Origin of the sequence: Rhodococcus sp. RS1C4, assembly GCF_002258225.1 — a bacterium.
GTDB classification, from domain to species: domain Bacteria; phylum Actinomycetota; class Actinomycetes; order Mycobacteriales; family Mycobacteriaceae; genus Rhodococcoides; species Rhodococcoides fascians_E.
The window spans coordinates 32,199-58,362 of the sequence record NZ_NOXZ01000050.1; the positions used below are offsets into that span (position 1 = coordinate 32,199).

Consider the following 26,164-nt stretch of genomic DNA (forward strand, 5'->3'; position numbering starts at 1 on the left):
AGCCCTTACCTACCGGTAACCGACTCGGCTCGACATGTGTGTTGCCTGAGGAATCCTAGGGAGATCCGGTGGCCGTCGGGGCCTGCGGAGCAGGGGGTAGCAGGGACCGCAGTTGCGGCGGCACCGTCAGCCCCGGCAGGTACGTCGGATCCTGCGTTGCCGACGTACCGGTCTGCCCTGTGGGCGATCCGGGGTCACCTGACACCCCGGGCGCGCCGGACTGCTCGTCGGTGGCGGACGGATCGACCGTGGTGGTCGGAGAAGGAGTTGACGTGTACGTCGGCTGGTACGTCTGTTGCGGCGCCTGCGTCGGGTAGCTCCCCGGGTCGACCGCCGTCGGTCCTTGAACGTCTTCTCGCTGCGCGGTGACGACCTCGTCCACCTGTACGTACAGCAGTCCGGTCAGTACGAAGCAGACACCGAAGAACAGCGTCGACGTCCGCACGCCACGAATGCGGTTCGGAATTCTCCAGCTTCTCCAGTTACGCGGCTGCGCGTCGGTGTCCGTGTCCGGTCGAGGTTCGGTCACAGCTCCTCCTCGCGATCCCGGCGGGCGCCGTCCGGTGCGACTCCTGCGGTCGACACGTCCGGGCTGACGCTGATGCCCTCGGGCTGCAGCGCTGCTGCCACCCGAACACGTAGTTCCCGGCCGACCTGGAACTGCTTGCCGGGAAGAGTCCGAGCCACGAGCCGCACGTTGACCTGGTCGACCTCGATGGATTCGACCCCCATGACGGTCGGTTCGTCCAGCAGCAGCGGCCGCAGACGGCGGTCCTCGAATGCCGTGTGTCCCACGCGGCGGAGGATCTCGTTGACCCGGTTCAAGTCCGCGATGGACGGGATCGGCACGTCCACGACGGCGCGTGCCCAGTCCTTGGAGAGATTGATGGCTTTGACGATCTGGCCGTTGGGGACAGTGATGACTTCCCCGTCGACGCTCCGAACGCGGGTGACGCGCAGCGTCACGTCCTCGACGGTGCCTTCCGCGTCCTCTGCCGAGCCGTTGACGGCGATCTGCACGACATCACCGAACCCGTACTGCCGTTCGGTGATGATGAAGAATCCGGCCAGGATGTCCTGCACGACCCGCTGCGCACCGAAACCCAGTGCCGCACCGATCACCGTCGCGGGAGCGACGAGGCCACCGACGCCGAAGCCGAGCCTCCTGAGCACCTCGATGGTCACCAGGATGTAGACGAGAGTGACAGCGACCCAGGTGATCACCTGAGCGAGTGCGTGCCGATGCTTTGCTGCCTCGGACCGCACCAGGGCATCGCTGTGTTGATAGTTGGAGTCGATGCGTGAGGTGATCCGCGTACCTGTCCACGTGATGAGACGCGCGACCAGGAGTCCTCCGAGGATGTACAGCACAATTCCGAGGCCGTTGAGTTGGACCTCCGGTGTTACCGAGAACGACAGTGCTGTGTTCATCGTGTGTCTACTCGTCCCCCCGCATACGCCATCGAATTCCTGCTTCCAGGAAACCATCGATGTCGCCGTCGAGCACGGTGGAGGGGTTGTTGACCTCGTACTCGGTGCGCAGATCCTTGACCATCTGGTACGGATGCAGCACGTAGGAGCGCATCTGGTTACCCCAGGAACTTCCGCCGTCGCCCTTGAGGGCGTCCATCTCGGCGCGCTCTTCCTTGCGCTTGACCTCGAGCAGCTTGGCCTGGAGGACCCGCATCGCGGACACCTTGTTCTGCAGCTGCGACTTCTCGTTCTGACACGTCACGACGATTCCTGTGGGAATGTGCGTCAGACGCACGGCCGAGTCCGTGGTGTTGACGGACTGTCCGCCCGGACCGCTGGACCGATAGACGTCGACTCGGATGTCACCCTCGGGAATCTCGATGTGATCGGTCGTCTCGACGACCGGAAGCACCTCGACCTCGGCGAACGAGGTCTGCCGTCGTCCCTGGTTGTCGAACGGGCTGATTCTGACGAGGCGGTGGGTGCCCTGCTCGACCGACAGCGTGCCGTAGGTGTACGGAGCCTTCACCGCGAAGGTAGCGCTCTTGATTCCGGCCTCTTCGGCGTAGGACGTGTCGTAGACCTCGACGCCGTAGCCGTGCTTCTCCGCCCAGCGGATGTACATGCGCATGAGCATCTCGGCCCAGTCCGCGGCGTCGATGCCGCCTGCACCGGAACGAATGTTGACGAGCGCGTCACGTTGGTCGTACTCACCGGAGAGAAGCGTGCGCACCTCGGCCGCGGCGATGTCCTCGCGCAGCGATGCCCGCTCGGCGTCGGCATCGGCCGTCGCCGACGCTGCTGCGTCGCCTTCTTCTCCTTCGGCCAGCTCGTAGAGCACCGGCAGATCGTCGAGGCGCCCCCGCAGTTCCTCGACGCGGCGGAGTTCGGCCTGCGCGTGCGAGAGCTGACTGGTGACCTGCTGAGCGTGTTCCTGGTCGTTCCACAGGTCCGGCGACGCAGCCTGATGTTCGAGCTCGTCGATCCGGCGACGTAGTTCCTCGACGTCGAGAACCGACTCGATCGTCGTGAGGGTGATGTCGAGTTCGTTCAGGTCCGCGGAGACGTCAGGATGCACGAGATCGAAGTTTACCGGCCGCGGCGCGCTCGCCCGACCAACGCTGCCCGACGAGCAGGATTTCTACGGTGCCGACGGGCCCTTCAAGGGCGTGAGCAGGCACGGCTGTGGATCGCGAGCCCTGGCCCGAACGTCGATCTCCTGTTAGTTTTCTCGGCATCGACACATACGCATGCGACCATGCCGCGCACCCCCTGCTGTTGGTTGCGCGCCTCCACGTCGATTTCTGCAGGACCGGCGCCAGTCTCTGTCGCTGACCACGGTTCACCCCAACCGCAGGGGTGCCCACAGTCGGCGCCATCTGCGCAGCCCCACCCCACGCAGAAATTTCTGGAGGAGAATCGATGTCGGTCACCGACGAGTACCTGAAGAACAACGAGGCGTACGCGGCACAGTTCACCGGACCGCTCCCGCTTCCACCGTCGAAGAACGTTGCGGTGGTGGCATGCATGGACGCGCGTCTCGACGTCTACCGCATTCTCGGATTGAACGAAGGCGAGGCGCACGTCATCCGCAACGCAGGTGGCGTCGTCACCGACGACGAGATTCGGTCGCTCGCCATCAGTCAGCGTCTGCTCGGGACCAAGGAGATCATTCTGATTCACCACACCGACTGCGGAATGCTGACGTTCACCGACGACGAATTCAAGAACGGCATCCAGGACGAGATCGGCATCAAGCCCAACTGGGCAGCCGAAGCGTTCCCCGACCTCGACGCCGACGTGCGGCAGTCGCTCGCGCGGATCGAGCAGAGCCCGTTCGTGACGAAGCACGACTCGGTGCGCGGATTCGTCTTCGACGTCGCGACCGGGAAGTTGAACGAAGTCACCGCCTGACGTGCACAGCGCCCGGGGTGACGGTGCCACCGACACCCCGGGCATTAGTGTTTGACGCGTGACTTTTTCTGCCGCTGACCTGCAGCTCGCACTGTCCATCGCCGACCGGGCCGACGTCATCACGCGGGATCGTTTTCTCGCTCTCGACCTGGTGGTCGACGACAAACCCGACCTGAGCCCGGTCAGCGACGCCGACCTCGCCGTCGAGAACAAGGTGAGGTCCATCCTCCAGGACGAGCGGCCGGACGATTCCGTCCTGGGCGAAGAGTTCGGTGGCGACGCTGTCTTCGACGGGCGCCAATGGGTCGTCGACCCGATCGACGGAACCAAGAACTTCGTGCGAGGTGTGCCGATCTGGGCCACGCTCGTCGCGTTGCTCGAAGACGGCATTCCGGTGGTGGGCGTGATCAGTGCTCCGTTGCTGAACCGGCGCTGGTGGGCGTCCAAGGACGGGGGCGCGTGGACGTCCTACGACGGCGGCGAACCTCGTTCCATCACAGTATCGTCGGTTCGCGAACTGAGCTCTGCCAGTTTGAGTTTCGCGAGCCTGTCCGGCTGGAAGGAGCGTGGGCTGCGAGATCGATTCGTCGACCTGACGGACGAGGTGTGGCGGGTTCGCGGGTACGGCGACTTCTTCTCCTACTGCCTCCTCGCCGAGGGCACCCTCGACATCGCGACCGAACCCGAGGTGTCGCTGTGGGACCTGGCACCCCTGGACATCCTGGTTCGGGAAGCAGGTGGGCGCTTCTCCTCACTCGATGGCGCCGCAGGCCCGCACGGCGGAAGCGCAGTGGCCACCAACGCCCTTCTGCACGACGAGGTTCTGACGCGGCTCCGCCGCACGTGAGTGGAAATCGAGGCCAGGGCCAGGGGCGGAGCCTGCGGAGCGACCAGAAGTCGCGACATTTCCACTCACAGGAAAGCTGCGAACAGCAATGCCAACAACGGGGTGATGCCCTGGATCACGGCCGGGCGGAAGTACTTCCGCCCGCCGGTGGCCAGCACGAATGCGGCACCGACGATGCTGAGGCACGAGAACACGACGATCGCGTCCCCGGCGTCGCCTCCGAGGAACAGGCCCACCACGATTCCCACTGCCAGAAACAGGTTGTAGAAGCCCTGATTGAAGGCCATCGGGCGGACCACATCGGCGTCGGCCTGACTGGCGACTCCGAATCTGCGCCAGACGGCGGGCTTGGTCCACGCGACGGATTCCATGAAGAAGATGACCACGTGCAGCGCGGCGGCGACGGCAGCGAAGATCGAAGCGATGACAGGCATGCTCGAATGCTCCCACAACGGGTGTGACGTGCGCGAAGGGCCAACTTCTTACTCGGGAGTAGACAGCTAACTTACCCGGGAGTAAGATAGATCCCGTCCGAGCCCGACGCCGAGAAACAGCTGGTGATCATGAGCAAGCAAGACAGTGTCATCGAGACGAAGCGCAAGGCGCCTCGCGATACATCCGCAGTTGGCCTCAACCCGTTCAAGCGAGACGCCATCGGCACCGCCATGCGTGTGCTCACGGCAATCACCGGGTCCGACCTCGCGGAGAAGTACAACCTTCGCCAGACCATCGACCGCGTGACGTACGAGAGCACCAAGACGGGTTTCAAGACCCTCGGCGCCGCCAACCGCACGTTCGCGAAGGTCACCGGAGGCGACAAGCCGAAACGCCTCGAGGACGCCGCGGTCAAGAACCTCGACTACTTCGACCTCACTCCGGACGACGAGCAGCGCATGATCGTCGAGACCGTCAAGGAGTTCGCCGAGGAGATCCTCCGACCCGCAGCGCACGACGCAGATGCGGCAGCATCGTCGCCCGAGGATCTCGTTCGTCGCTCTGCTGAACTCGGCATCACCTTCATCAACGTTCCCGAAGAACTCGACGGCGCGGCCACCGAGCGTGGCGCCGTCACCAACGCATTGGTGGCGGAAGCGCTTGCCCACGGCGACCTCGGACTCGCGCTTCCCATCCTCGCGCCGAGCGGTGTCGCGGTCGCGTTGACGCAGTGGGGCACCGACGCGCAGCAGAAGACCTACCTGCCCGCGTTCGTCGGTGAGAAGGTCCCGGGTGCGGCCGTCGTGGTCAACGAGCCGCGTGCACTGTTCGACCCGTTCGCTCTGCAGACCAAGGCCGTGCGCTCCCCCAGCGGATTCAAGCTCAACGGCGTCAAGAGCGTCGTGCCTGCGGCGGGTAGCTCCGAACTGTTCGTCGTTGCCGCCGAACTCGAAGGCAGGCCTGCGTTCTTCATCGTCGAGTCCGACACCAAGGGTCTCGTCGTCGAAGCCGATCCGAGCATGGGGCTGCGTGCCGCCGGCCTGGGTCGACTCGTACTGACCGACGTCGCGGTTCCGGAATCCGCACTGCTCGGTGATGGAGACGCAGATCAGCGCGCACTCGACTACGCCGACGCCATCAGCCTTGCCCGGCTCGGCTGGTCCGCTCTCGCAGTCGGCGCAGGCCAGGCCGTCCTCGACTACGTGATTCCGTACGTGAACGAGCGCGAGGCGTTCGGCGAGCCGATCAGCAACCGCCAGGCGGTTGCGTTCATGGTCGCCAACATCGCGATCGAGCTGGACGGGCTGCGCTTGGTCACTCTTCGCGGCGCATCGCGAGCCGAGCAGGGCAAGTCGTTCGCACGTGAAGCAGCACTCGCCCGCCGCCTCGCCGCCGAGAAGGGCATGCAGATCGGTTCCGACGGTGTGCAGTTGCTCGGTGGACACGGATTCACCAAGGAACATCCGGTCGAACGCTGGTACCGCGATCTCCGCGCTGTCGGTGTCACCGAGGGCATCGTCCTCATCTGATTCGCCCCCATCCTCGTAGGCAACTCATCGGTCAAGGACTGAACTCATGATCAATCTAGAACTTCCCAAGAAGCTTCGGGCACAGGCGAATCAGGCTCACCAGGTTGCGGCCGAGATCTTCCGCCCGATCTCTCGCAAGTACGACCTCGCCGAGCACGAGTACCCCGTCGAACTCGACACCATGGCATCCATGGTGGAGGGAATGTCCGACGCCGGTACCGAGGTCGGCGGCGCCGCTGGTGGCCGGGAAAAGGACAGCGAGAGCGCTCCGAAGCCCAGCAAGACCGCCAATGCCAACGGCGGCAACATGGCTGCGTTGGTCAACGTCATCGAAACCTGCTGGGGCGATGTCGGTTTGACACTGTCCATTCCGTACCAGGGCCTCGGCAACTCCGCCATCGCGGCCGTGTCCACCGACGAGCAGCTCGAACGCTTCGGCAAGGTGTGGGCATCGATGGCCATCACCGAACCGAGCTTCGGCTCGGACTCCGCTGCCGTGACGACGACTGCGGTGCTCGACGGAGACGAGTGGGTCCTCAACGGCGAGAAGATCTACGTCACCGCCGGTGAACGCTCGACGCACATCGTGGTGTGGGCGAGTGTCGACCGTTCCAAGGGCCGCGCGGCGATCAAGTCCTTCGTCGTACCGCGTGACGCACCGGGCCTGAGTGTTGCTCGGCTCGAGCACAAGCTCGGTATCAAGGCGTCGGACACCGCCGCTCTCCTGCTCGAGGATTGCCGAATCCCGAAGGACAACCTCCTCGGTTCCGCCGAGGTGAACACCGAGAAGGGTTTTGCGGGCGTCATGCAGACGTTCGACAACACTCGCCCGCTCGTCGCAGGTATGGCCATCGGTGTGGCTCGTGCCGCCCTCGAAGAACTGCGCTCCATCCTCGACGAGGCCGGCGTGGAGATCTCGTACACCACTCCCGCCTACAGTCAGCATGCCGCGGCAGCCGAGTTCCTGCGTCTCGAGGCCGATTGGGAGGCGTCTCATCTGCTCGCGCTGCGGGCCGCGTGGATGGCCGACAACAAGGAGCCGAACTCGCTGCAGGCGTCGATGGCCAAAGCGAAGGCCGGCCGCTCGGCCACCGACATCACGCTCAAGGCCGTCGAACTGGCAGGCAGCTACGGCTACTCCGAGCGCCTTCTGCTCGAGAAGTGGAGCCGTGACGCGAAGATTCTCGACATCTTCGAAGGCACCCAGCAGATTCAGCAGTTGATCGTCGCCCGTCGTGTTCTCGGAAAGACATCCGCCGAACTGAAGTGATGTAGCTGTGACGACGTGGCCCCGTGGACCGTGAGGTTCGCGGGGCCACGTCGCGTATCGACGGAAGAATCGGGTGTCCACCGAAAAACTTCTTCGGGTCGTGTCGAAGACGGCGTATCCCGTTCGTCGTCATCATGTACGCAGACAGAAGAGCAATTCGATGGAGGACACCATGAAGTACATGCTGCTGATCAACGCACCGCGTGCCGATTTCGACAACGGATGCACTCCGTCGGACTGGGTGCAGTACGGCAAGGAGATGCAGGACGCAGGCGTATGGGTCACCGGTCACGCACTGGCCGACCTCACGACGGCGACGACCGTGCAGGTCGATTCGTCCGGAGAACGCAGCATCACCGACGGACCGTATGCGGAGACCCGCGAGGTTCTGGGGGGCTTCGAGATCATCGATGTCCCCGACCTCGACGCCGCGTTGGACTGGGCCGCACGGTGCCCCGGTTCCAAGGGCGGGGGCTCCGTCGTCGTCCGTCCTGTCGCCGAGTACTGACGGCGTCACGCCGGTGTCCGACGACGTACGCGCCTCCCTCTCGGACGTCTTCAGGGAGGAGCACGGGCGACTTCTGGCGTCGATGGTGCACCGCTACGGCGACATCGACCTGGCCGAGGAAGTCACCTCGGAAGCGATCGAGGTTGCGTTGCAGCGTTGGCCGATCGACGGAATGCCCACGAAACCCGGCGCCTGGCTGTTGACCACGGCCAGGCGCCGGGCGGTCGATCGCCTCCGCAGAGATCGGACGCTCTCGACCAAGCTGGCGATACTTCAGATCGAGCAGGATCGCGCGGGTATCGGGCAGCGAACCGAGTCGCTCGCGGCCGGCGCCTTCGACGACGACGTGCCCGATGAACGGCTGCAGATGTTCTTCATGTGCGCGCATCCAGCACTGAACGTCGACGACCGAGTTGCGCTCACGTTGCGTTGCCTCGCGCAGCTCACGACCGCCGAGGTGGCCCGGGCTTTCATGATCCCGTCATCGACTGCGGGTCAGCGAATCTCACGGGCCAAGAAGAAGATCCGAGAGGCCCGGGTTCCGTTTCGAATACCCGGCCCCGACGAGCTGCCCGCCAGACTGACGGTGGTGCTGCAGGTCGTGTATTCGATTTTCACCGAGGGGTACGCGGCGTCGAGCGGTGACGACCTGGTCCGTGTCGATCTTGCCGACGAGGCAATTCGGCTCGCCCGTATCCTGCAGGCCCTGCTGCCCCGCGAACGGGAGGTGACGGGATTGCTGGCGCTCATGTTGTCGGTTCACGCGCGCTCTGCGGCACGAGTGGACGGCGACGGAACGCTCGTGATGCTCGACCAGCAGGACCGGGCCCGGTGGGATCGGGAGATGATCGACGAGGGAGCCGACCTGACCGTACGGGCGCTGACGGGCGGAGCCGCCGGCCCCTACTCGGTACAGGCCGCGATTTCAGCCCTCCACGTGGAGTCGGAAACGTGGGAGGCCACCGATTGGGCGCAGATCGTGGAACTGTACGGCGTGTTGATGTCGCTCGCCCCGTCTCCCGTCGTCGCTGTGAACCGAGCAGCCGCAATTGCGGTGCGCGACGGGCCGGTCGCTGGGCTGATGGAGCTCGACGCGTTGGCCGACGAACCCGCCCTGCAGGCCTACTCGCCGTATCACGCTGCTCGCGGCGACGTACTCAGCCGCCTCGGTGCATCGTCGGACGCAGCGACCTGTTTCGAGCGCGCGTGCGCGACTGCCGGGTCGATACCCGAGCGCGATTACCTCCGACGGCGGGCCGACGAAGCTCGGGAGGCCGCGGGCTCGTGATGCCCGAAACGGACTGCAGGGTCACTGTCGGATGGACGAGTCCGACGCTGCCCGCTCGGGGCCGGAACCGACACTCATAGACTGAGAGGACTGCAGGAATCGATATTCGATGGAAGTGAGGGCAACGATGTCCGAGTGGGCGAAGAAGATCAAGGACGAAGCCAAGGGACTCATCGCCGAGGCCGAACAGGAGCTCACGGCTCTCGAGGGGGTCGATACCGTCGACCTCACCGCGGACGAGACGGATGAATCGTCCGCAGCGAGCACGGAATCGGATTCCTCGAGCTAGTTGCCGACCCGCAGTTCGGCTGGAATCGCGCGCGATCGATGCGAAGCAAGGGCGTCGACGACCATCTGATGGTCGTCGGCTTCCGGCAGGCCCGAAATCCCGATGACGCCGATGAGTGACCCCGCTACTCGAATGGGAACAGCTCCGCCTGCTGCTGCGTATCGGCTGTTGTCGTACCGCGATTCGGCGTCGAAGTCCCGACCTTCCGATCGATACTGACTGCCTACCCCGTACGACGAAAGATTGTGTCGGCGAACGGTGTTGATCTTGTAGCCGACCCAGTCGTCGTTCACGGCCGTGCTGCCGGCGACGGCCGCGTGAAAAACCCGCTGCTCGCCGAACACGATCGATACGACTATCGGCAACCCTGTGTCTCGGGCTGCGGCAACCAAGGTAGATCCGACAGCCCAGGCATCGTCGTAGTCGAAGCGCTCGAAGCCGATCAGCTTCTCCTGCTCCACGACTCGCGCATGCACAGCGGCCCACCGTGCCTGTTCCTCGTTCACATCTGCCATTGCCGTCTCCTGTCGCGAACCATTAAGTCTTTATGTCCTGACGAACTACCGGAACGCCGCCGAAGGCCGGCCGAGTGGACTGCATGCGAGCGAAAGGGCGCTCACCTCGGGCACACAGCAAAGAACCCGGCACCGTCGAACGGTGCCGGGTTCTTGCGTTGGTAGCGGGGACAGGATTTGAACCTGCGACCTCTGGGTTATGAGCCCAGCGAGCTACCGAGCTGCTCCACCCCGCGTTGCAAGAGATGAAGTTACCCGAAGGTGTCCGCCGGATGCAAATCGCGTGCACAGCCGTCGACAAGTACACCGTTGCGTCGTTCGACATGCGAAATACCGGAAACAACAGCCGAAACCAGTGCGCTGGACCACAGAAACTGCGTGAGACATCCCACATAACAGCTATGTAACGAACGGGACTCGAATACATTCCGGGGCCGTCCCACCTGCAGTTTCACCAATACCCGTCTCACATGATGGACAGGGGGTTCCCGAATTCTTTGTGTGACGTCACGACGATCCTCGACTACCTTCACGGTCGGCCCTACAACGCAGGGTCAGTACCGCCCCCGCCGCTGCATCGCTCTGCCCCGCGGGGAACGGTTCCCCGATACGCACGGGGGCAGAGCCGCAACACGTACGACGCCGCGCACCGAGTCCTCCCGCCGGCCTCTCGTACACGGTGCCCGGAGACGACCACGAACGATCGTCGTCCCCTGGCTGGGTTGCGCAGGCAAGCGCGGAGAGGATTCACCCCGCATGACCAAGGAAACTCATTTCGGCAAGCGTGCACTCGGATGGGCCGCCGTTACCGGCGCCGTCGTTGCGATTCCCCTCGGCCTTTCCGTGGGCACCGCCAGCGCAGCCGAGCACAACTGGGACGGCGTCGCACAGTGCGAGAGCGGCGGCAACTGGAACATCAACACCGGAAACGGCTACTACGGCGGCCTGCAGTTCTCGCAGAGCACCTGGACCGCCAACGGCGGCACCGGATCGCCGCACAACGCCTCGAAGGCAGAGCAGATTCGCGTTGCCGAGAACACGCTGCAGAGCCAGGGCGTCGGCGCATGGCCGGTCTGCGGCCAGAACCTCACCACCGGTGCATCCACCCCGGAGCCCGAGGCAGCCCCCGCTGCACCGGCCGCACCCGCTGTCGAAGAGGCACCCGCTGCTCCCGCAGCACCGGCACTTCCGGTCGCGCCCGAGTTCCAGGCACCGGCGCAGCAGGCTGTCGATCAGGCAACCGCAGCAGCCAAGCAGGGCTTCGACGCCGCAAAGGGCATTGCAGACCAGTACGGCCTGAGCGCTCAGTTCGAGCAGCTCGTCAGCACCAACCCGGTTCTCGCGTCGATCGGACGCTGAATCCGTCCGCAGGCTTGACCTGCTGATATACGAAGGCGCCCGCACCGCTTCAGGAAGAGAAGCGATGCGGGCGCCTTCGTGTGTGCGGCTGCCGGATCAGTGCACGGTCAGTTGGCGTTGTACGCGTCGATGGCCTGCTGAAGGGCATCGAACGCGTCACCCAGACGACCCAGGTCGCCGCTCTGCTGCGCAGACCTGACGTCGGCCAGAGCAGAGTTCAGACGCTGCACCTCCGCGGCCGATGGCTGACCACCGGTCGCCGGCGGCGTGGTCGCCGGTGCCGGCGCCGTTCCCTGCTCGGTGCCGTTCGCTGTGTCGGGCGCTTCCGCCGTCGACTGCGGATCCGCGGCGTCACCTCCCGGTGCCGTCGCCGCGGTACCTGTACCCGATCCGAAGACCTGGTCCAAGGCCTCGGACAACGTTGCGGCGTACCCGACGCGGACGCCGCCTCCCGAACCTGGCTCGCGGTAGCTGACGAGAACCCTGGTCAACTGTGGGAACGTCGACGTCGAAGCCGTGTTCCGTTCGGTGTACAGCGGTTCGACGTACAGAATGCCGCCGTTCGCGATGGGCAGGGTCAGCAGGTTGCCGTACTGAATCGTGTTGGACTGCTGAAGAAGCGTCCGATCCGAGGCCACGCGCGAATCCGATGTCATCGAGTTCTGCGCCTGCTGTGGACCCTGCGTCTGCGTGTTGGTCGGTAGCTGCAGCACCGTGAACTTTCCGTAGTTCTCCGGATCCGAACGCACCGAGATGTACGCGGAGAGAAGTTCACGGTTGAACCCGACCATCGCACTGGTCAGACGGAACGACGGTTCACCGGTCTCCGGATCACCGATCAGCACGTAGTACGGAGGCTGATTCAAGTCCGTTCCGCCGTCCACCGTCGGATCACTGGGAACCGACCAGAACGCGTTGTTGGTGAAGAACTCACTGGGGTTGTCGACGTGATACTTGGCCAGCATCTCGCGCTGGATCTTGAACAGATCCTCCGGGTAGCGGAAGTGCGACCGAAGCTCCGGCGAAATATCCGACTCCGGCTGAACCGAATCCGGGAACACACCCATCCACGCTTTCAACACCGGGTCGGTGTCGTCGACCTGGTAGAGCGTCACGGTGCCGTCGTATGCGTCGACGGTGGCCTTGACCGAGTTCCTGATGTAGGACACTTCCTCGCGCGGGAGCGGCCTGCCGGTCGTGGGCTCGATGCTGTCCGCGGTCAGACCGTCCAGCGACGCCCGCTGCGCGTACGGGAAGTTCTCCAACGTGGTGTAACCGTCGACGATCCAGACGATCTTGCCGTCCACGACCGCCGGGTAGGAGTCCGTGTCGGTCGTCAACCACGGGGCCACCTTCTGGACGCGGTCCCGAGGATCGCGGTTGAAGATGATCTTGGAGTCGTCACCGATGGCGCCCGAGAACAGAATGTTGCGCTCGGCATACTTCGCCGCGAAGGCGAGACGGTTGAACCAGTTGCCGACCGAGACGCCGCCCGCACCGGTGTAGGTGTAGTTGGAATCGTCCGTGTCGTATTCACGGTCACCGGCGCCCGTCGCGCCGACGATGGCGTAGTCCGGGTCGGCCTGGGCGATCACCTCGCCGTAGTAGATGCGAGGTTGATCGACCGGGATGACCTGATCCTGGCCCTGCGAGGCGATGTCGCTGACGGTGTAGATCGGGTAGCCGCTGTTGCTGGTGGCACCCTCTGCTGTCGGATCCTCGACGGCCGCGTTGACGCGATTGGCCGGCGCGGCGACGAAGCCGTTTCCATGGGTGTAGACCGTGTGGCGGTTGATCCAGTCGGTCTGGTTACCGGTCAGGGACTCCGGCGACAGCTCACGGGCGGCGACGATGTAGTCCTGGAGCTGGCCGTCGATCTCGTAACGGTCGACGTCCAGGGTCGACGGGAAGCCGAAGAAGTTCTTCAGCTGCTGCTGCTGGGTGAACGTGCGAGACAGCACGTTCGGATCCAGAAGACGAGTGTTGGCGATGGTCGTGATGTCCGCGTCGCTCTCGCGGGGATTCTGCGAGCCTTCTCCCGAGTACGGCTGGTACTCCACCTGATCGTCCCCGATGCCGTACGCGTCACGCGTCGCGGCGATGTTGCGCTCGATGTACGTACGCTCCTTCTCGGCCGCGTTCGGTCGGACCGAGAACTGCTCCATCAGCAGCGGGAAGACCGCGCCGACGAGAATGGAGGACAACACCAGGAGTGCCGTCGCGAGAGCGGGAACACGCAGATCACGGAGGAAGATCGCGGCGAAAAAGGCTGCGGCACAGATCAACGCGATGGCGAGCAGGATCAGCTTGGCAGGAAGCACCGCGTTGATGTCGGTGAAGCCGGCACCGGTGAAGATGGGTTCCTTGCGTCCGCTGGACAGCAGCGAGTACCGGTCCAGCCAGTACGCGATCGCCTTGAACAACACGAACGATCCGGCGAGCACCGCGAGCTGGATGCGCGCCGCGCGGGTCAGAGCGCCCTCACGACCCGCCAGCCGGATTCCGCCGAAGACGTACTGCGTGAGCAGGTTTGCGAAGAATGCGATCAGCGTCGCGACGAACAGCCAGTTCAGGATGAATCGGTAGAACGGCAGATCGAACGAGTAGAAGCCGTAGTCCAAGTTGAACTGTGGGTCGGTGATTCCGAATTCGCCACCGTTGAGGAACAACTGGACCGTCACCCAGTTGGTCTGCGCGATCAGTCCCGAGATGATGCCGAACGCCAACGGTATTCCGATACCGAACAGGCGCAGACGGCTCATCACCGTGGTGCGATAGCGGGCGACCGGATCGTTCGGACCGGCGACCGGAACGAACACCGGCCGATTGCGGTACGCGAGCAGCAGCGACGCGAAGACCACCGCGCCGACGAACAATCCGACGACCAGGAACAGAACGACGCGCGTCAGCAGCGTGGTCGTGAAGACCTGCCGAAAGCCGACCTCCCCGAACCAAAGCCAGTTCGTGTAGGTGTCGATGAGGCGAGGGCCGACAAGCAGCAACGCTGCGAGGACCAAAGCCAGAACAAGTAGAATCCGTCCGCGCCGCGACAGCGACGGTAGACCGGTTGGGGCCCTCATGCCCACGTGCCACACTCCAACTTCGGGCGATACACCTAGGTATCGCTGATGGGGTTCGACGGCGCACCGAGTGCGTCGCCTGTCCGATTTGGGAACCACTGTACGGAACGGCGGCACCGGCCGCTGACACCCCTTCGTCCTGCGCGCGCGGACCATGGGTCGGCGACGGCCGAACAGCGGAATGGGAAGATGGGCGGGTGAGCGATTTCAGCGACGACCTGTTCCGTGACGGCGTGGAACCCAACGCCGACAACGATGCCCTCGGTGCCGCTCTCGGGCGGTGCGCGCGCGAGGTCGCCGACTTCGTGGACGGTGAAGGCTGGGGTCAGGTCCCCCAGCTGTTCGCGCTGGTTCCCACCGAACTTCTGGCGGCCGCCGAACCCGGACTGCTCGACGACCTCGCCGACGGTGCGTTGCTCACCCCGATCCAGCAGCACTCGCTACCCGAGGACATCACCGGCGGATCGCCCGCGCTCGACGAATTCCTGGCCACCACGACGTGGCCGGACGGTGTCGTCGGGTGCGCACTGGTGCAGGAGATCGTCGTCCTGCCTCCCACCGCGGAGTCGGCACTCGACGACGCACTGGTCCCACTTCTCGCCGACCGAGACGCGGCCGACGACGCCGCCCGCGCCGCCGCCCATGCGCATCCCGACCGCAAGGACGGCAGGCTCATCGCAGCCGTGCTCAAGGACGGTCCGTCCCTGACCCTTCTGCAGTTGCAGCCCGACGAGGACGCGGATCCGTTCGCCCCGGTGGAGCTCCTGCTCTACGAGGGCCTTGCACCCGGCATCGTCGCCGCCCTGCACGCGACATTCGACCTCGTCGAGGACGACTGACCTCGGTTCGTCAGCAGCTGGGCGCGTCTTCCCCGCGGCCGAGGGCATCGAGCGAGTCGATGGCTCCGTCGAGCGAGTCGACCTTGACCAGACGAAGTCCGGCAGGAACGTTCTGCGACGCCTCGTCGCAGTTCTGCGACGGCACCAAAAACGTCGTCGCCCCGGCCTCACGCGCAGCGATCAGCTTGTACGGAATGCCGCCGATCGGCCCGACTGCTCCGGCCGAATCGATGGTGCCGGTCCCGGCGACGAAATCGCCGTTGCTCAGCTCGCCGGGACTCAACTTGTCGACGACGGCCAGGCTGAACATCAGACCGGCCGAGGGCCCGCCGACGTCGGCCAGGTTGAACGTGACCGTGAACGGAACGTCGGGCTCCTCGGCAGGTGTGACCCCGAGGTAGCCGGACTCCGCATCGTCGGGACGGGAACCGAGCACCACCGACTCGGTCCGGGTGGCACCGTCCTTCTCCACGACGATGTCGACGGACTCCCCCGGTGAGCGAGCACTGACCGACTCACGCACAGCGCTGACCGAAGCGACGGGCTCCCCCGCCACCGACACGAGCCGCTCACCTTCGTTCAACAGGCCTGCGGCCGGACCGTCGGGCGCCACCGAACCGACGACGAGAACAACGGGCAGTCCCAGATGGTGCAGCGCCGCGAGCTGAGCACTGTTCTCGGACTGTTCGAAATCGGCCTGATTGCCTTCCTGGACCTCTTCTTTCGTCTTGTTCGGCGGATACACCTCCTCGCGCGGGACGAGCCCTTGCCGTCCACTCGCCCAGTAACCGAGCGCTTCGAAGATGTTCAGCTGATCACGCACCGCCACCGTCGTCATGTTCAGATGCCCGGTGGTGGGATCGACATCCGTCCCGTCGATCTGCACGACAGGAACCCCGTCCGCATCACCGAGGGTGTTGTACGTCGGTCCCGGTCCGAGCGCAGCGAACGGAACCGTCACGACGGTACCGACCACACCGAGCACGACAACCGGTACGAGGGCGGCGACAAGAGTGGCAATCCGACGATTCACCCGACAAACATAGATCCGCCGACTGTGACGACGATGTGAGACCCCCGTCAGAACCCACCACGTTCATTCCGCAGGCTCCACTCACAGCCTCCCCGTTCATTCCGCAGGCTCCACTCACAGCCCACCGGTTCATTCCGCAGGCTCCACTCACAGCCTCCTGGTTCATTCCGCAGGCTCCACTCACAGCCTCCTGGTTCATTCCGCAGGCTCCACTCACAGCGTTCGCCGTAAGCGTGATCACCAGCGGTGCTGTTCGCGCCCTCGCCTTGTACCGTTGACTTATGAGCAATTTCGGTTTTCAGGGCTCCGACGAGGATCCGGACAAGAAGAAGGATCAGAGCGGTGGCGAGGGCTCCGGCGGTAATCCCGGCGGTTTCGGCTTCGGCACCGAGGGTTTCGATCCTGCGGCCCTGGGGCAGATGCTCACCCAGTTCGGGCAGATGTTGAGCGGCATGGGTACGCCCGGTGCCGGTGGCTCCGCTGCGGGCCCGGTCAACTACGACCTGGCCAAGCAGTTGGCACGCCAGCAGATCGGGGACTTCACTCCCGTCGGCAAGGGCAAGGCCGACGCGGTCTCCGAGGCCGCTCATCTCGCGGAACTGTGGCTCGACGGCGCGACGACTCTTCCCGCTGGTGCGTCCAAGACGTCGGCGTGGACTCCGGTCGACTGGTTGGAGAACACGATCGACACCTGGAAGAGGCTGTGCGATCCGGTGGCCGAGCAGATTTCCGGAATGTGGACTGCCGGTCTGCCTGCCGAAGCGCAGCAGATGGCGGGACCGATGATGGGGATGCTCACGCAGATGGGCGGCATGGCGTTCGGTTCCCAGCTCGGCCAGGCGTTGGGGCAGCTGTCCAAGGAGGTTCTGACGTCGACCGACATCGGAATTCCCCTCGGACCGAACGGAGTGTCCGCGCTTCTCCCCGAGTCCATCACGGCGTTCACCGAGGGGTTGGAACAACCCGAACGTGAAGTTCTGGTGTTCCTCGCAGCCCGCGAAGCTGCGCACCAGCGCCTGTACAGCCACGTTCCGTGGCTTCGTCAGCGCGTGCTGGCGACGGTCGAGGAGTACGCACGCGGTATCAGGATGGACTTCTCGGCCATCGAGGAAGCCGCGTCGGGCCTCGACCCGGCGTCGCTGACCGATCCGTCGAAGATCGAGGAGATTCTGCAGCAGGGCGCGTTCGAGCCGCAGACGACTCCCGAACAGAAGCAGGCGCTCGAACGACTCGAGACTCTGCTCGCCCTCGTCGAAGGCTGGGTGGAGACGGTCGTCTCCGAAGCCCTCGGGGAAAGGCTGCCCGGCGCCGTGGCGCTCGCGGAAACCATTCGTCGCCGACGTGCATCCGGTGGACCGGCCGAGCAGACGTTCGCGACGCTCGTGGGCCTCGAACTTCGTCCGCGCAAGGTTCGCGAAGCAGGCGATCTGTGGCGTCGACTCACCACCGCCGCAGGGATCGAGGGACGCGACGGCGTCTGGGCCCACCCGGACCTCCTGCCGGTGTCGTCCGATCTTGACGACCCGGCCGGGTTCGTCGACGGCGTCATCGGCGGAGGGTCCAGCTCCTTCGACGACCCCATCGCTCAGCTCGAGGCCATGGAGGCTCAGGAACGAGCAGCCAAGAACAAGTCGGACGAGACGGACACGGACGACGGGGACAAGAAGGACGCGGACGAGAAGGACGGGGACGCCGGCAGCACCGGCTGATCCCGAATTCACGGTCGACGAGGGGTGTGCCGAAATTTTCGGCGCATCCCTCGTTTTGTCTCGATCGCGCTGGTGAGGCGTCCGACGGCCTGTGGATAACCCGTCCTCGACGCCGTCGACGGGGATGCGTCGTGTGCAACTCTGCGTCCATGTCCGCCCAGGAATCACCCCACTCTGCCCAGCCGGTTCCGATGCTGCGGCGGCCCAGGCTCGACGTACCGGTGTTCTCGCAACGAGACGGCACGATCCGACTCGGGTGGAATCCGGATCGGTCGTTCGTCGTCACGCCTCCGCCGGGTGTCGAGTACGACGTCCTCGTCGATCTACTGCGTCGGCTCGACGGAGTTCATTCGAGAGCCCACACGATCTGGTACGCGGGCACCGTCGGGATGTCCGCCAATGCGATGTCCACACTGCTGGCCGAGCTCGTCGAGGCAGAACTGTTGGTCGAAGGGCGTTCGCGGCCTCACGTTCCCGAGGGAACGACGCAGACCGTGGTACACGTCGTCGGACGCGGGCCGCTGGCCGACGCTGTCGTCGCGGTCCTCCCGACGTCGTCCTCGATCACGGTCCGGCGTTCCTCGTCGGGGGCGGGCAAAGTCGCGGGCTCCGCCATCACGGCCGGCGATGTCGCGGTACTCACGGACGACCTGGCCCCTGATCCACATCTCGTGACCGAGCTGGTTCGCGCCAGAACACCGCACGTGCAGGTTCGGTTGCGCGACGGCACGGGCGTGGTCGGTCCGTTCGTCATTCCGGGGACGACGAGTTGTCTCCGGTGCGCCGACCTGACCAGAGGCGGCCTCGACCCACAGTGGCCGCACATCTCCGCGCAGCTCCTCGGCAGCGTCGGGCATGCGGACAAACCCACCGTCCTGGCAGCCGCGGCGGTCGTTCTCGGACAGATACACCAGTTCGTCCGCGACCGTCGACCGTCGTTGATCGACACGACCGTCGAGATCGACCTCGGCTCGCACGTCATCGAACGGCGTCGGTGGACTCGTCATCCGCACTGCGATTGTGCCGTGTGACGAACGACGCGAACACAGGCGCTGTGGCCTGCAGTCTCGGCAGAATGTCGTCCCGTCCGACATGATGGAGGCGTGCCAGACATTCCACGCCGGGGTTCGGCCCGGACAGCCAAACTCGCGCGCATCCCGATCGGTATCGCCGGTCGGGCTGCAGTCGGTTTCGGAAAGAAGTTGGCCGGGGGGAACCGCCAGGAGATCGACTCCGATCTTGCCGCCAAAGCTGCCGAGCAGTTGTTCTCGGTACTGGGCGAGCTCAAGGGCGGTGCAATGAAATTCGGGCAAGCGTTGTCCGTGATGGAAGCCGCCGTGCCGGAGGAGTTCGCCGAACCGTACCGCGAGGCTCTCACCAAGCTGCAGGCAGACGCTCCGCCGCTTCCCGCCGCGAAGGTGCACCGGGTACTGGACAGGCAGCTGGGCACCGCCTGGCGGTCACGGTTCGCTTCGTTCGACGACACCCCGATCGCGTCGGCGAGCATCGGGCAGGTGCACCGTGCAGTATGGTCCGACGGCCGAGACGTCGCTGTGAAGGTGCAGTATCCGGGTGCAGACGACGCGCTCCGTGCCGACCTGAAGACGATGTCGCGGTTTGCCAACACCTTCAGTGCGATCTTCACCGGGGCCGACGTCAAACCAGTCCTCGACGAGTTGATCGCCCGTACGGAGGACGAACTGGACTATCGGATCGAGGCGGCGAGCCAACGTGTGTTCGCGTCGACGTTCGACGGTGACAGCCGGTTCGCTGTGCCCCGCGTGGTGGCGAGTGCACCCAAGGTGCTGGTCACCGAATGGATGAGCGGTACTTCGTTGTCGTCGATCATCGCCGACGGTTCCGTGGAGCAGCGCAATGCCGCGGGTGAGCTTCTGGTGCTTTTCGCGTTCGCTGCGCCCGCACTCGCGGGCCTGCTGCACGCCGATCCGCACCCCGGCAACTTCATGATGCTGCCCGACGGGCGTCTCGGTGTGATCGACTTCGGGGCCACCGCACCGATGCCCGACGGCCTCCCGCCGGTGTTGGGCCGGATGGTCAGGCTGGCGCGGGAAGAAAAGTTCGACGAACTGGTCGAACTGTGTACGGCCAGTGGTTTCGTGATTCCAGGTAGAACGGTGACGGCGAGGGAGATTGCCGATTACCTACGTCCGTTCACCGATCCGATCAGGACCGACTCTTTTCACTTCACCAGGTCGTGGCTGCAGAAAGCTGCTGGTACGGCAACGGAATTCGACAGTGCGCAGTTCAAGACCGCGCGGGCGCTCAACATGCCTGCCGAGCAGGTCATGATCTTCAGGGTGCTGGGCGGACTCGTGGGCATCTGCGCGCAATTGGATGCCTACGCGCCGTACATGGCCATCCTGACGGAGTGGATGCCTGGGTTCTCGGACGAGACCTGATCGGTCTCGTCCGAGAACGGGGCGGATACGCCCGTGGTGTGCAATGGATACGGCGAACACCGGATCGCATCCAGGTCACGCGACCTGCTGCTTCCGCGGCCGTCCACGCGGGCGCTTGCGGGCGATGACGACTCCCTGATCGAGAATCTCACCTCCCCATACTCCCCATGGCTCGGCACGGTCGAGTGCGGCACTCAAACACGTGCGCCGAATGGGACATTCGGCGCACAGCGCCTTTGCTCGCTCCAATTCTCCCGGTGTCTCGGCGAACCAGAGATCCGGATCGGCCACACGGCACGGCACTTCGTCGCCGAGGGTGCCGGCATTCTGGGTGTCCAACGAGGAGGTCTCGCTGGCCGGGGTCGCCTGGTCGCCGAGGTGCGTGGCCGAGTATCGCTCGGTTGCAGCATGTTCGGATCGTTCGTATCGGCATGTCGTCCGGATCGTGGCGGTTGACACGTCGGTCTCCTCTACTTTTCGTGCGGCGTGTTTACGGTTGTTCGGTATCTGAGCGAACCGGTCGGGCCGAGAAGTTCGAATTCGAGGGGACTCATCGAACGAAAAAGGCCACGGTCCGCGTATGCGGGTCCGTGGCCTGTAAGGCAAGTCGAAAGCTCTACCGAGATTTCTCTCGATATCGACTTTCGACCACGGACACCACTGCCGTACGGCGACGGCGGGCTGCGGGGGACGCCTTGGCGGCGAACCACTGGGCGGCAGAAGCTTCGGCCGCTGCAGCGGCTGGAACGACTGCTGCTGGTGCGCAGGCTGCGTCGGCCGCGAGCTGATGCGCTCCGGCGACGCGCACTGCCGCGCCCGTCGACGCGGAAGAGAAGTGAGCGGAGTTACCGAGGACGTGCATCAGCCGTGCGTCGGTCGCGGGTGCGACAGCGCTCGTGACGATCGAATTGAAAATCTTCATGTTCTCCACCTCCTACTTCCGAATCGATATGCGGACAATGTCTGTGGCACGCGGTCTCCCGCGAGCGGTGAAAACAGACTAAACCTGTTGGTCGAAACTGCACAAGTTATTTTCTACCTGCGGCTTTACATCAGTTGGTCGATGATTCCCGCACGACGGTCAGGACGTCCTCACCGAAACGTTCCAACTTCTTCGCGCCGATCCCGGGAATGGCCACGAGACCGCGGTCGTCCTGTGGTTGCTGCTCCGCGATGGCCGTGAGCGTCGTATCGCTGAAGACAACGTAGGCAGGCACTTTCAGCTCCCGCGATTTGTCCAACCTCCATGCCTTCAACGCATCGAGCAGAGCAACATCGACGTCCGTCGGGTGACTTTCGCAGCGACCGAGCATGGTCGCCGCCGTTCCGATCAACGGTTTGCCGCACAACCTGCACTTGGGTCCGGACTTCTTGGTCGTCGGAGTGGCGATGCGTGATGCGGGTGAATCCTCGGGAATCAACCCGTTGAGAAAACGCGACCGACGCCTGGATTTGCGACCGCCCTCGTTGCGCGCGAGCGCCCAGGACAGATGCAGATGCTCGCGCGCACGAGTGACGCCGACGTACAGCAGCCGCCGTTCCTCTTCGATCGCGGCGTCGTTGTTGGCACTCGGGTCGCTGCCGAGCGCATGCGAAATGGGCAGCGTGCCGTCGGCGAGTCCGACGATGAAGACAGCGTCCCACTCGAGACCCTTCGCTGCATGCAGCGACGCCAACGTCACACCCTGGACGACCGGTGGATGCCGCGCCTCGGCGCGGGCCGCCAGTTCACCGAGCAGACGATCCAGATCCAGCGCCGGATCCTGCGCCAACAATTCTTCGGTGACCTGTACCAGCCCGCCGAGCGACGCCCACTTCTCCCGCGCCTGCGCACCCGTCGGCTCCGTCGACGTCAAACCGAGCGGCGCCAGTACAGCTCGCACCAGCGACGGCAGGCCGTCGCCGTACTTGGACTCGTCCGGCAGATCGTCCCTACCGGCGGCGCTGCGAAGCGCCGAAATACCCTGCCGCACTTCAGGTCTGTTGAAGAACCCTTCGCCGCCACGGACCTGGTACGGAATCTGCAACTCCGTCAGAGCCTGCTCGTGCGCCTCCGATTGCGCGTTGATGCGGTAGAGCACCGCGATCTCCGCGGGCGCGACACCCTTGCCGATCAACCTCTTGATCGCCCGAGCGACACCGTCGGCCTCGGCCGGCTCGTCGTCGTACTCGAAGAACTCCGGTTCTGGGCCTGCCGGGCGTTGCCCGATCAACTGCAGCCGGGTCCCGGCGATCCGCCCGCGCGCTGCACCGATCACCCGGTTGGCGAGCGACACCACCTCGGGAGTCGATCGGTAGTCACGCTCGAGACGCACGACGGTGGCGTCGGGAAAGCGTCGCGAGAAATCCAGTAGGTATCGCGGGGTCGCGCCGGTGAACGAGTAGATCGTCTGATTCGCATCACCGACGACCGTCAGGTCGTCACGCTCACCGAGCCAGGCATCGAGCACACGCTGCTGCAGAGGCGTCACGTCCTGATACTCGTCCACCACGAAGCAGCGGTACCGCTCACGGAACTCGTCGGCGACGGCAGAATGCTCCTCGAGCGCAGCAGCGGTGTGCAGCAGCAGGTCGTCGAAATCCAGCAGCATTCCGTCGCCGCCGTGCGACTTCAAATCCTCGTACCCGGCGTAGACCGAGGCGACCTTCGCAGCATCCATCGGCACCTCCCGGCGCAGCCGCGCGGCCACTGCCGGGTAGTCCTCGGGTGCGATCAACGAGCCCTTCGCCCATTCGATCTCACCGGCCAGATCGCGCACGGAGTCCGTCGACGTGGACACTCCGGCGCGGTGCGCCGACTGGCTCACCAGGGCGAACTTCCGATCCAGAAGCTGCCAGCCCGTGTCCCCGACCACCTGAGGCCAGAAGTACTTCAGCTGCCTCAGCGCAGCAGCGTGGAACGTGCGGGCCTGCACGGACGGGCCCTCACCACCGACACCCAGTTCTCTCAACCGGCCGCGCATCTCCCCCGCGGCCCTCGCCGTGAAGGTCACTGCGAGGACTTGCCCGGCCGACACGTGACCGGCGTCGACGAGGTGTGCGATGCGCCTCGTGATGGTCCTCGTCTTGCCGGTACCGGCACCGGCGAGAACGCAGACGGGGCCTCGTGGGGCCGACACCGCGGCCGACTGTTCGGGATCCAACCCGGCGGTCATCGAATCCACAGACATGGTCTCCATCTTGTCAGGGGGTGCCGACACACCCGTCATCCCGTCTGCCGCCTCGGACTCCGCCGGTGCTCACTCGACCGACGGAACAACACATTCGGCATCGGTGTTGAATCGTCTCGTGACTACCACCGAGAACTCAGCACCCGAGTCCCCCGCGGCACTGACCGTCTACTCCACGACGTGGTGCGGTTACTGCAGGCGTCTGAAGACCCAGCTCGACGAAGCCGGCATCGCGTACGCCGAGATCGACATCGAGGAAGATCCGAAGTCCGCCGAGTTCGTCGGCAGCGTCAACGGCGGCAACCACGTCGTCCCGACCGTTCTGTACGCCGACGGCTCGACCGCGACCAACCCGTCACTCGCCGCCGTCAAGAGCGCACTCGGACTCTGATGCCACGCGTGGCGGGTCGGACGCGGTAACGACGCTGCGCAACCTAACCGGCGGAGCCCGCCCACGCTTCGAGCATGCCCCGGGCGATCGAGATCGAGCCCGGCAACAGAAGCCGTGAGTCGGAGTCGGCGGCCCAGTCGCCGACTTCGAGAGCCGCTCGGACCTCGCTGCGGTCGAACCAGTGCGCCTCGGCGATCTCACCGTCCAGGAAGTTCAGCGGAACCTCGGGATCGGCGACGGCGGAGAACCCGATCATCACCGACCGCGGAAACGGCCACGGCTGACTGCCGAGGTACGTGATGTCGGAGACGGTGATGCCGACTTCCTCGCGGATCTCCCGTAGGACGCAGGTCTCGAGCGATTCGCCCGCTTCGACGAAGCCCGCGAGGACCGAGAATCGACGCTCCGGCCACGCCGGAGCCCGGGCCAGGAGGACCTTGTCCGCTCCGTCGTGCACGAGGCAGATGACCGCGGGGTCCGTGCGGGGAAACTCCTCGTGGCCGTTGGACGTGCTGACCCGCGACCACCCGGCCGCCGACGGAGTCGTCGCTGCGCCGTCGAGCGCACTGAAGCTTGCACTCGCATGCCAGTTCAGGATCGCGAGCGCGCTCGTCAGGATCGACAGCTGGGTCGCGTCCAGACGCTCACCGATGGTCCGAAGGTCCCCCAGCTCGCCGGTCAGAGCCCCGACGCGCTGCGCCCACAGATGACGTCCGTCGTCGATGCCGAGAAACACGGCGTCCAGCGCGGGTTCCGAACCGAGGTCCGTCGCATCGACGTACACCAGAGAATCGCCCTCGACCCGGAGCCTTCCTCGGTGATCGACCTGCAGTACCTTCGCCGTCGGCCAGCCGCTGCGCAGCGCGTCGGTGTTCTTTCGAAGTTCCTCGGCTCGATCGAGTGGCGAGCGGGACAACAACGGTGGAGAAGCGAGTTCGAATCGTGGCACCACTGAACCCTACTGCGCCCGCTCGGACGCTCGTCCGACCGCGTGGACTGGATCGTCCGCGCGTTCACTCCCCTACGCGGCGGATGTAGAGGAGACGATCCGATGCCTCGACGGCGTCGACCTCGGGCGATCCGACGCGGTACAGCTTGCCTCCGCGTACGACGCCCAACACGATGTCGGTGAGGTGCCGCGGCGACCCGCCCACCTCGTCGCGCTCGACTTCGCGCTCGGCGACAGCGAATCCTGCCTCCGGCGTCAGGAGATCCTCGATCATCTCCACCACGCTCGGCGTCGAGGTAGCGATGCCGAGCAGACGTCCTGCGGTCTCCGAGGACACCACCACCGAGTCCGCACCCGACTGCCGAACCAGGTGAGTGTTCTCGGCCTCTCGTACCGACGCGACGATCTTGGCCTTCGGCGCGATCTCGCGCGCGGTGAGCGTCACCAGCACCGCGGTGTCGTCGCGGTTGGTGGCGACGATGATCGCTGCGGCGTGCTGTGCGCCGGTCAATCGCAACACGTCCGACTTGGTCGCGGAACCGTGCACCGTGACCAACCCCATGTTGGACGCGGAATCGAGGACCGTCTGGTCCGTGTCCACGACGACGATCTCCGACGCGGGAACACCGTCCCCGAGCATGGCGTCGACCGCGGTGCGGCCCTTCGTTCCGAAACCGATGACCACGGTGTGATTGCGCACGCTGCGCCTCCATCGCTGAATTTTGAATGCCTGCCGGGAACGCTCCGTGAGAACCGCGAGCGTCGTGCCGACCAACAAGATGAGGAAGAAGATTCGAAGTGGTGTGATCACCAGAATGTTGACGAGGCGGGCCGACGGCGCGATCGGGGTGATGTCGCCGTATCCGGTCGTGGACAACGAGACCGTCGCGTAGTAGAGCGCATCGAGGAAGGACAGTTCGTTGTCCTGAGCGTCCCGATACCCGTCGCGGTCCAGGTACACGATCACCGCGGCCAGCAGCAAGGCCGCGAGCGCGATGAGGATGCGCCGATAGATCGCGCGCCACGGGCTGCTCTGCAACTCCGGGACCCGCAGAACACCCACCAACGCGAAGTCCGGCTTGTCGGTCAGCGTGTCGCCCGCACTCAAGCGGGCACGCAATCTACCAGCCACGTTTCCTTCTCTGC

25 protein-coding genes and 1 tRNA gene are annotated in these 26,164 nt (G+C 65.0%); 13 read left to right on the forward strand and 13 right to left on the reverse strand.

Going from position 1 to position 26,164, the window contains the following annotated elements; all coding sequences use genetic code 11:
- Positions 1-55 precede the first annotated feature (55 nt).
- Genes CH289_RS25245 through prfB form a run of 3 tightly spaced genes read right to left on the reverse strand, consistent with a single transcriptional unit; the run spans position 56 to position 2,551 of the window.
- Positions 56-529: a hypothetical protein gene (locus tag CH289_RS25245; RefSeq protein WP_020112076.1), complete on the reverse strand. Its 474-nt coding sequence runs from the start codon at positions 527-529 to the stop codon at positions 56-58.
- Positions 526-1,431 (reverse strand): mechanosensitive ion channel family protein, encoded by a 906-nt coding sequence (locus CH289_RS25250; RefSeq protein WP_019666037.1) that lies wholly within the window; start codon positions 1,429-1,431, stop codon positions 526-528. The genes CH289_RS25245 and CH289_RS25250 overlap by 4 nt, the downstream gene beginning before the upstream one ends.
- Positions 1,432-1,438: 7 nt before the next feature.
- On the reverse strand, positions 1,439-2,551 hold the full coding sequence (gene prfB / locus CH289_RS25255; protein ID WP_019666038.1) for a peptide chain release factor 2: 1,113 nt from the start codon (positions 2,549-2,551) through the stop codon (positions 1,439-1,441).
- Positions 2,552-2,895: 344 nt separating this feature from the next.
- Between prfB and CH289_RS25260 the strand changes: the two genes are divergently transcribed.
- Both CH289_RS25260 and hisN read left to right on the forward strand, forming a co-directional pair.
- A complete protein-coding gene (locus CH289_RS25260) occupies positions 2,896-3,387 on the forward strand; it encodes a beta-class carbonic anhydrase (RefSeq protein WP_019666039.1) in 492 nt (163 codons plus the stop codon).
- Between the two features lie 58 nt (positions 3,388-3,445).
- Positions 3,446-4,234 (forward strand): histidinol-phosphatase, encoded by a 789-nt coding sequence (hisN, locus tag CH289_RS25265; protein ID WP_020112077.1) that lies wholly within the window; start codon positions 3,446-3,448, stop codon positions 4,232-4,234.
- A gap of 65 nt (positions 4,235-4,299) precedes the next feature.
- Here the strand turns inward: hisN and CH289_RS25270 are convergent, their stop codons facing one another.
- A complete protein-coding gene (locus CH289_RS25270; RefSeq protein ID WP_019666041.1) occupies positions 4,300-4,668 on the reverse strand; it encodes a DUF1304 domain-containing protein in 369 nt (122 codons plus the stop codon).
- A gap of 123 nt (positions 4,669-4,791) precedes the next feature.
- Here CH289_RS25270 and CH289_RS25275 point away from each other — a divergent pair, with 123 nt between their 5' ends.
- The 5 genes from CH289_RS25275 to CH289_RS28070 all read left to right on the forward strand — a co-directional run bounded on the left by CH289_RS25275 (position 4,792) and on the right by CH289_RS28070 (position 9,553).
- Entirely contained in the window at positions 4,792-6,198 is a 1,407-nt protein-coding gene (locus tag CH289_RS25275; RefSeq protein ID WP_019666042.1) for an acyl-CoA dehydrogenase family protein, read from the forward strand.
- Between the two features lie 46 nt (positions 6,199-6,244).
- Complete coding sequence (locus tag CH289_RS25280; protein WP_019666043.1) at positions 6,245-7,468, forward strand: acyl-CoA dehydrogenase family protein; 1,224 nt, start codon at positions 6,245-6,247, stop codon at positions 7,466-7,468.
- Between the two features lie 172 nt (positions 7,469-7,640).
- Entirely contained in the window at positions 7,641-7,976 is a 336-nt protein-coding gene (locus CH289_RS25285; RefSeq protein ID WP_027498870.1) for a YciI family protein, read from the forward strand.
- Between the two features lie 13 nt (positions 7,977-7,989).
- A complete protein-coding gene (locus CH289_RS25290; protein ID WP_094728823.1) occupies positions 7,990-9,264 on the forward strand; it encodes an RNA polymerase sigma factor in 1,275 nt (424 codons plus the stop codon).
- A 109-nt stretch (positions 9,265-9,373) separates the two neighbouring features.
- Positions 9,374-9,553, forward strand: a complete 180-nt coding sequence (locus tag CH289_RS28070) for a hypothetical protein (RefSeq protein WP_141216288.1) — start codon at positions 9,374-9,376, stop codon at positions 9,551-9,553.
- On the opposite strand, the gene CH289_RS25295 is transcribed toward CH289_RS28070, so the two are convergent.
- Both CH289_RS25295 and CH289_RS25300 read right to left on the reverse strand, forming a co-directional pair.
- Positions 9,550-10,068 (reverse strand): heme-degrading domain-containing protein, encoded by a 519-nt coding sequence (locus CH289_RS25295; RefSeq protein WP_020112081.1) that lies wholly within the window; start codon positions 10,066-10,068, stop codon positions 9,550-9,552. The genes CH289_RS28070 and CH289_RS25295 overlap by 4 nt on opposite strands.
- A 159-nt stretch (positions 10,069-10,227) precedes the next feature.
- Positions 10,228-10,304 (reverse strand) — tRNA-Met (locus CH289_RS25300).
- 520 nt (positions 10,305-10,824) lie between these two features.
- Here CH289_RS25300 and CH289_RS25305 point away from each other — a divergent pair.
- Entirely contained in the window at positions 10,825-11,427 is a 603-nt protein-coding gene (locus tag CH289_RS25305; RefSeq protein ID WP_019666048.1) for a transglycosylase family protein, read from the forward strand.
- A 107-nt stretch (positions 11,428-11,534) separates the two neighbouring features.
- On the opposite strand, the gene CH289_RS25310 is transcribed toward CH289_RS25305, so the two are convergent.
- Positions 11,535-14,513 (reverse strand): UPF0182 family protein, encoded by a 2,979-nt coding sequence (locus CH289_RS25310; protein WP_026347936.1) that lies wholly within the window; start codon positions 14,511-14,513, stop codon positions 11,535-11,537.
- Positions 14,514-14,740: 227 nt separating this feature from the next.
- Here CH289_RS25310 and CH289_RS25315 point away from each other — a divergent pair, with 227 nt between their 5' ends.
- Positions 14,741-15,346, forward strand: coding sequence for a PPA1309 family protein (locus CH289_RS25315; RefSeq protein WP_170947479.1), 606 nt, complete (start codon positions 14,741-14,743; stop codon positions 15,344-15,346).
- Positions 15,347-15,356: 10 nt separating this feature from the next.
- Here CH289_RS25315 and CH289_RS25320 read toward each other — a convergent pair whose 3' ends face one another.
- Complete coding sequence (locus CH289_RS25320) at positions 15,357-16,379, reverse strand: YlbL family protein (RefSeq protein ID WP_020112083.1); 1,023 nt, start codon at positions 16,377-16,379, stop codon at positions 15,357-15,359.
- Between the two features lie 281 nt (positions 16,380-16,660).
- Between CH289_RS25320 and CH289_RS25330 the strand changes: the two genes are divergently transcribed.
- The 3 genes from CH289_RS25330 (at position 16,661) to CH289_RS25340 (ending at position 20,508) form a co-directional block, all read left to right on the forward strand.
- On the forward strand, positions 16,661-18,088 hold the full coding sequence (locus CH289_RS25330; protein WP_020112085.1) for a zinc-dependent metalloprotease: 1,428 nt from the start codon (positions 16,661-16,663) through the stop codon (positions 18,086-18,088).
- 149 nt (positions 18,089-18,237) lie between these two features.
- Positions 18,238-19,119: a hypothetical protein gene (locus CH289_RS25335; RefSeq protein ID WP_020112086.1), complete on the forward strand. Its 882-nt coding sequence runs from the start codon at positions 18,238-18,240 to the stop codon at positions 19,117-19,119.
- Between the two features lie 72 nt (positions 19,120-19,191).
- Positions 19,192-20,508, forward strand: coding sequence for an ABC1 kinase family protein (locus CH289_RS25340; protein WP_019666054.1), 1,317 nt, complete (start codon positions 19,192-19,194; stop codon positions 20,506-20,508).
- Positions 20,509-20,583: 75 nt separating this feature from the next.
- On the opposite strand, the gene CH289_RS25345 is transcribed toward CH289_RS25340, so the two are convergent.
- The 3 genes from CH289_RS25345 to CH289_RS25355 form a co-directional block, all read right to left on the reverse strand.
- Positions 20,584-20,847 carry a WhiB family transcriptional regulator gene (locus CH289_RS25345; RefSeq protein ID WP_170947480.1) on the reverse strand — a complete coding sequence of 88 codons (264 nt, stop codon included), beginning with the start codon at positions 20,845-20,847 and terminating at the stop codon, positions 20,584-20,586.
- A 277-nt stretch (positions 20,848-21,124) separates the two neighbouring features.
- Positions 21,125-21,430: a hypothetical protein gene (locus CH289_RS25350; protein WP_230594153.1), complete on the reverse strand. Its 306-nt coding sequence runs from the start codon at positions 21,428-21,430 to the stop codon at positions 21,125-21,127.
- A 130-nt stretch (positions 21,431-21,560) separates the two neighbouring features.
- Positions 21,561-23,687, reverse strand: coding sequence for an ATP-dependent DNA helicase UvrD2 (locus tag CH289_RS25355; protein ID WP_020112087.1), 2,127 nt, complete (start codon positions 23,685-23,687; stop codon positions 21,561-21,563).
- A gap of 109 nt (positions 23,688-23,796) precedes the next feature.
- Between CH289_RS25355 and CH289_RS25360 the strand changes: the two genes are divergently transcribed.
- Positions 23,797-24,069 (forward strand): mycoredoxin, encoded by a 273-nt coding sequence (locus tag CH289_RS25360; RefSeq protein WP_026347939.1) that lies wholly within the window; start codon positions 23,797-23,799, stop codon positions 24,067-24,069.
- A 43-nt stretch (positions 24,070-24,112) separates the two neighbouring features.
- Here CH289_RS25360 and nudC read toward each other — a convergent pair whose 3' ends face one another.
- Together nudC and CH289_RS25370 are read right to left on the reverse strand one after the other, a co-directional pair.
- Complete coding sequence (gene nudC / locus CH289_RS25365) at positions 24,113-25,018, reverse strand: NAD(+) diphosphatase (RefSeq protein WP_037142684.1); 906 nt, start codon at positions 25,016-25,018, stop codon at positions 24,113-24,115.
- A gap of 64 nt (positions 25,019-25,082) precedes the next feature.
- Positions 25,083-26,150, reverse strand: coding sequence for a potassium channel family protein (locus CH289_RS25370; protein ID WP_026347941.1), 1,068 nt, complete (start codon positions 26,148-26,150; stop codon positions 25,083-25,085).
- Positions 26,151-26,164 lie beyond the last annotated feature (14 nt).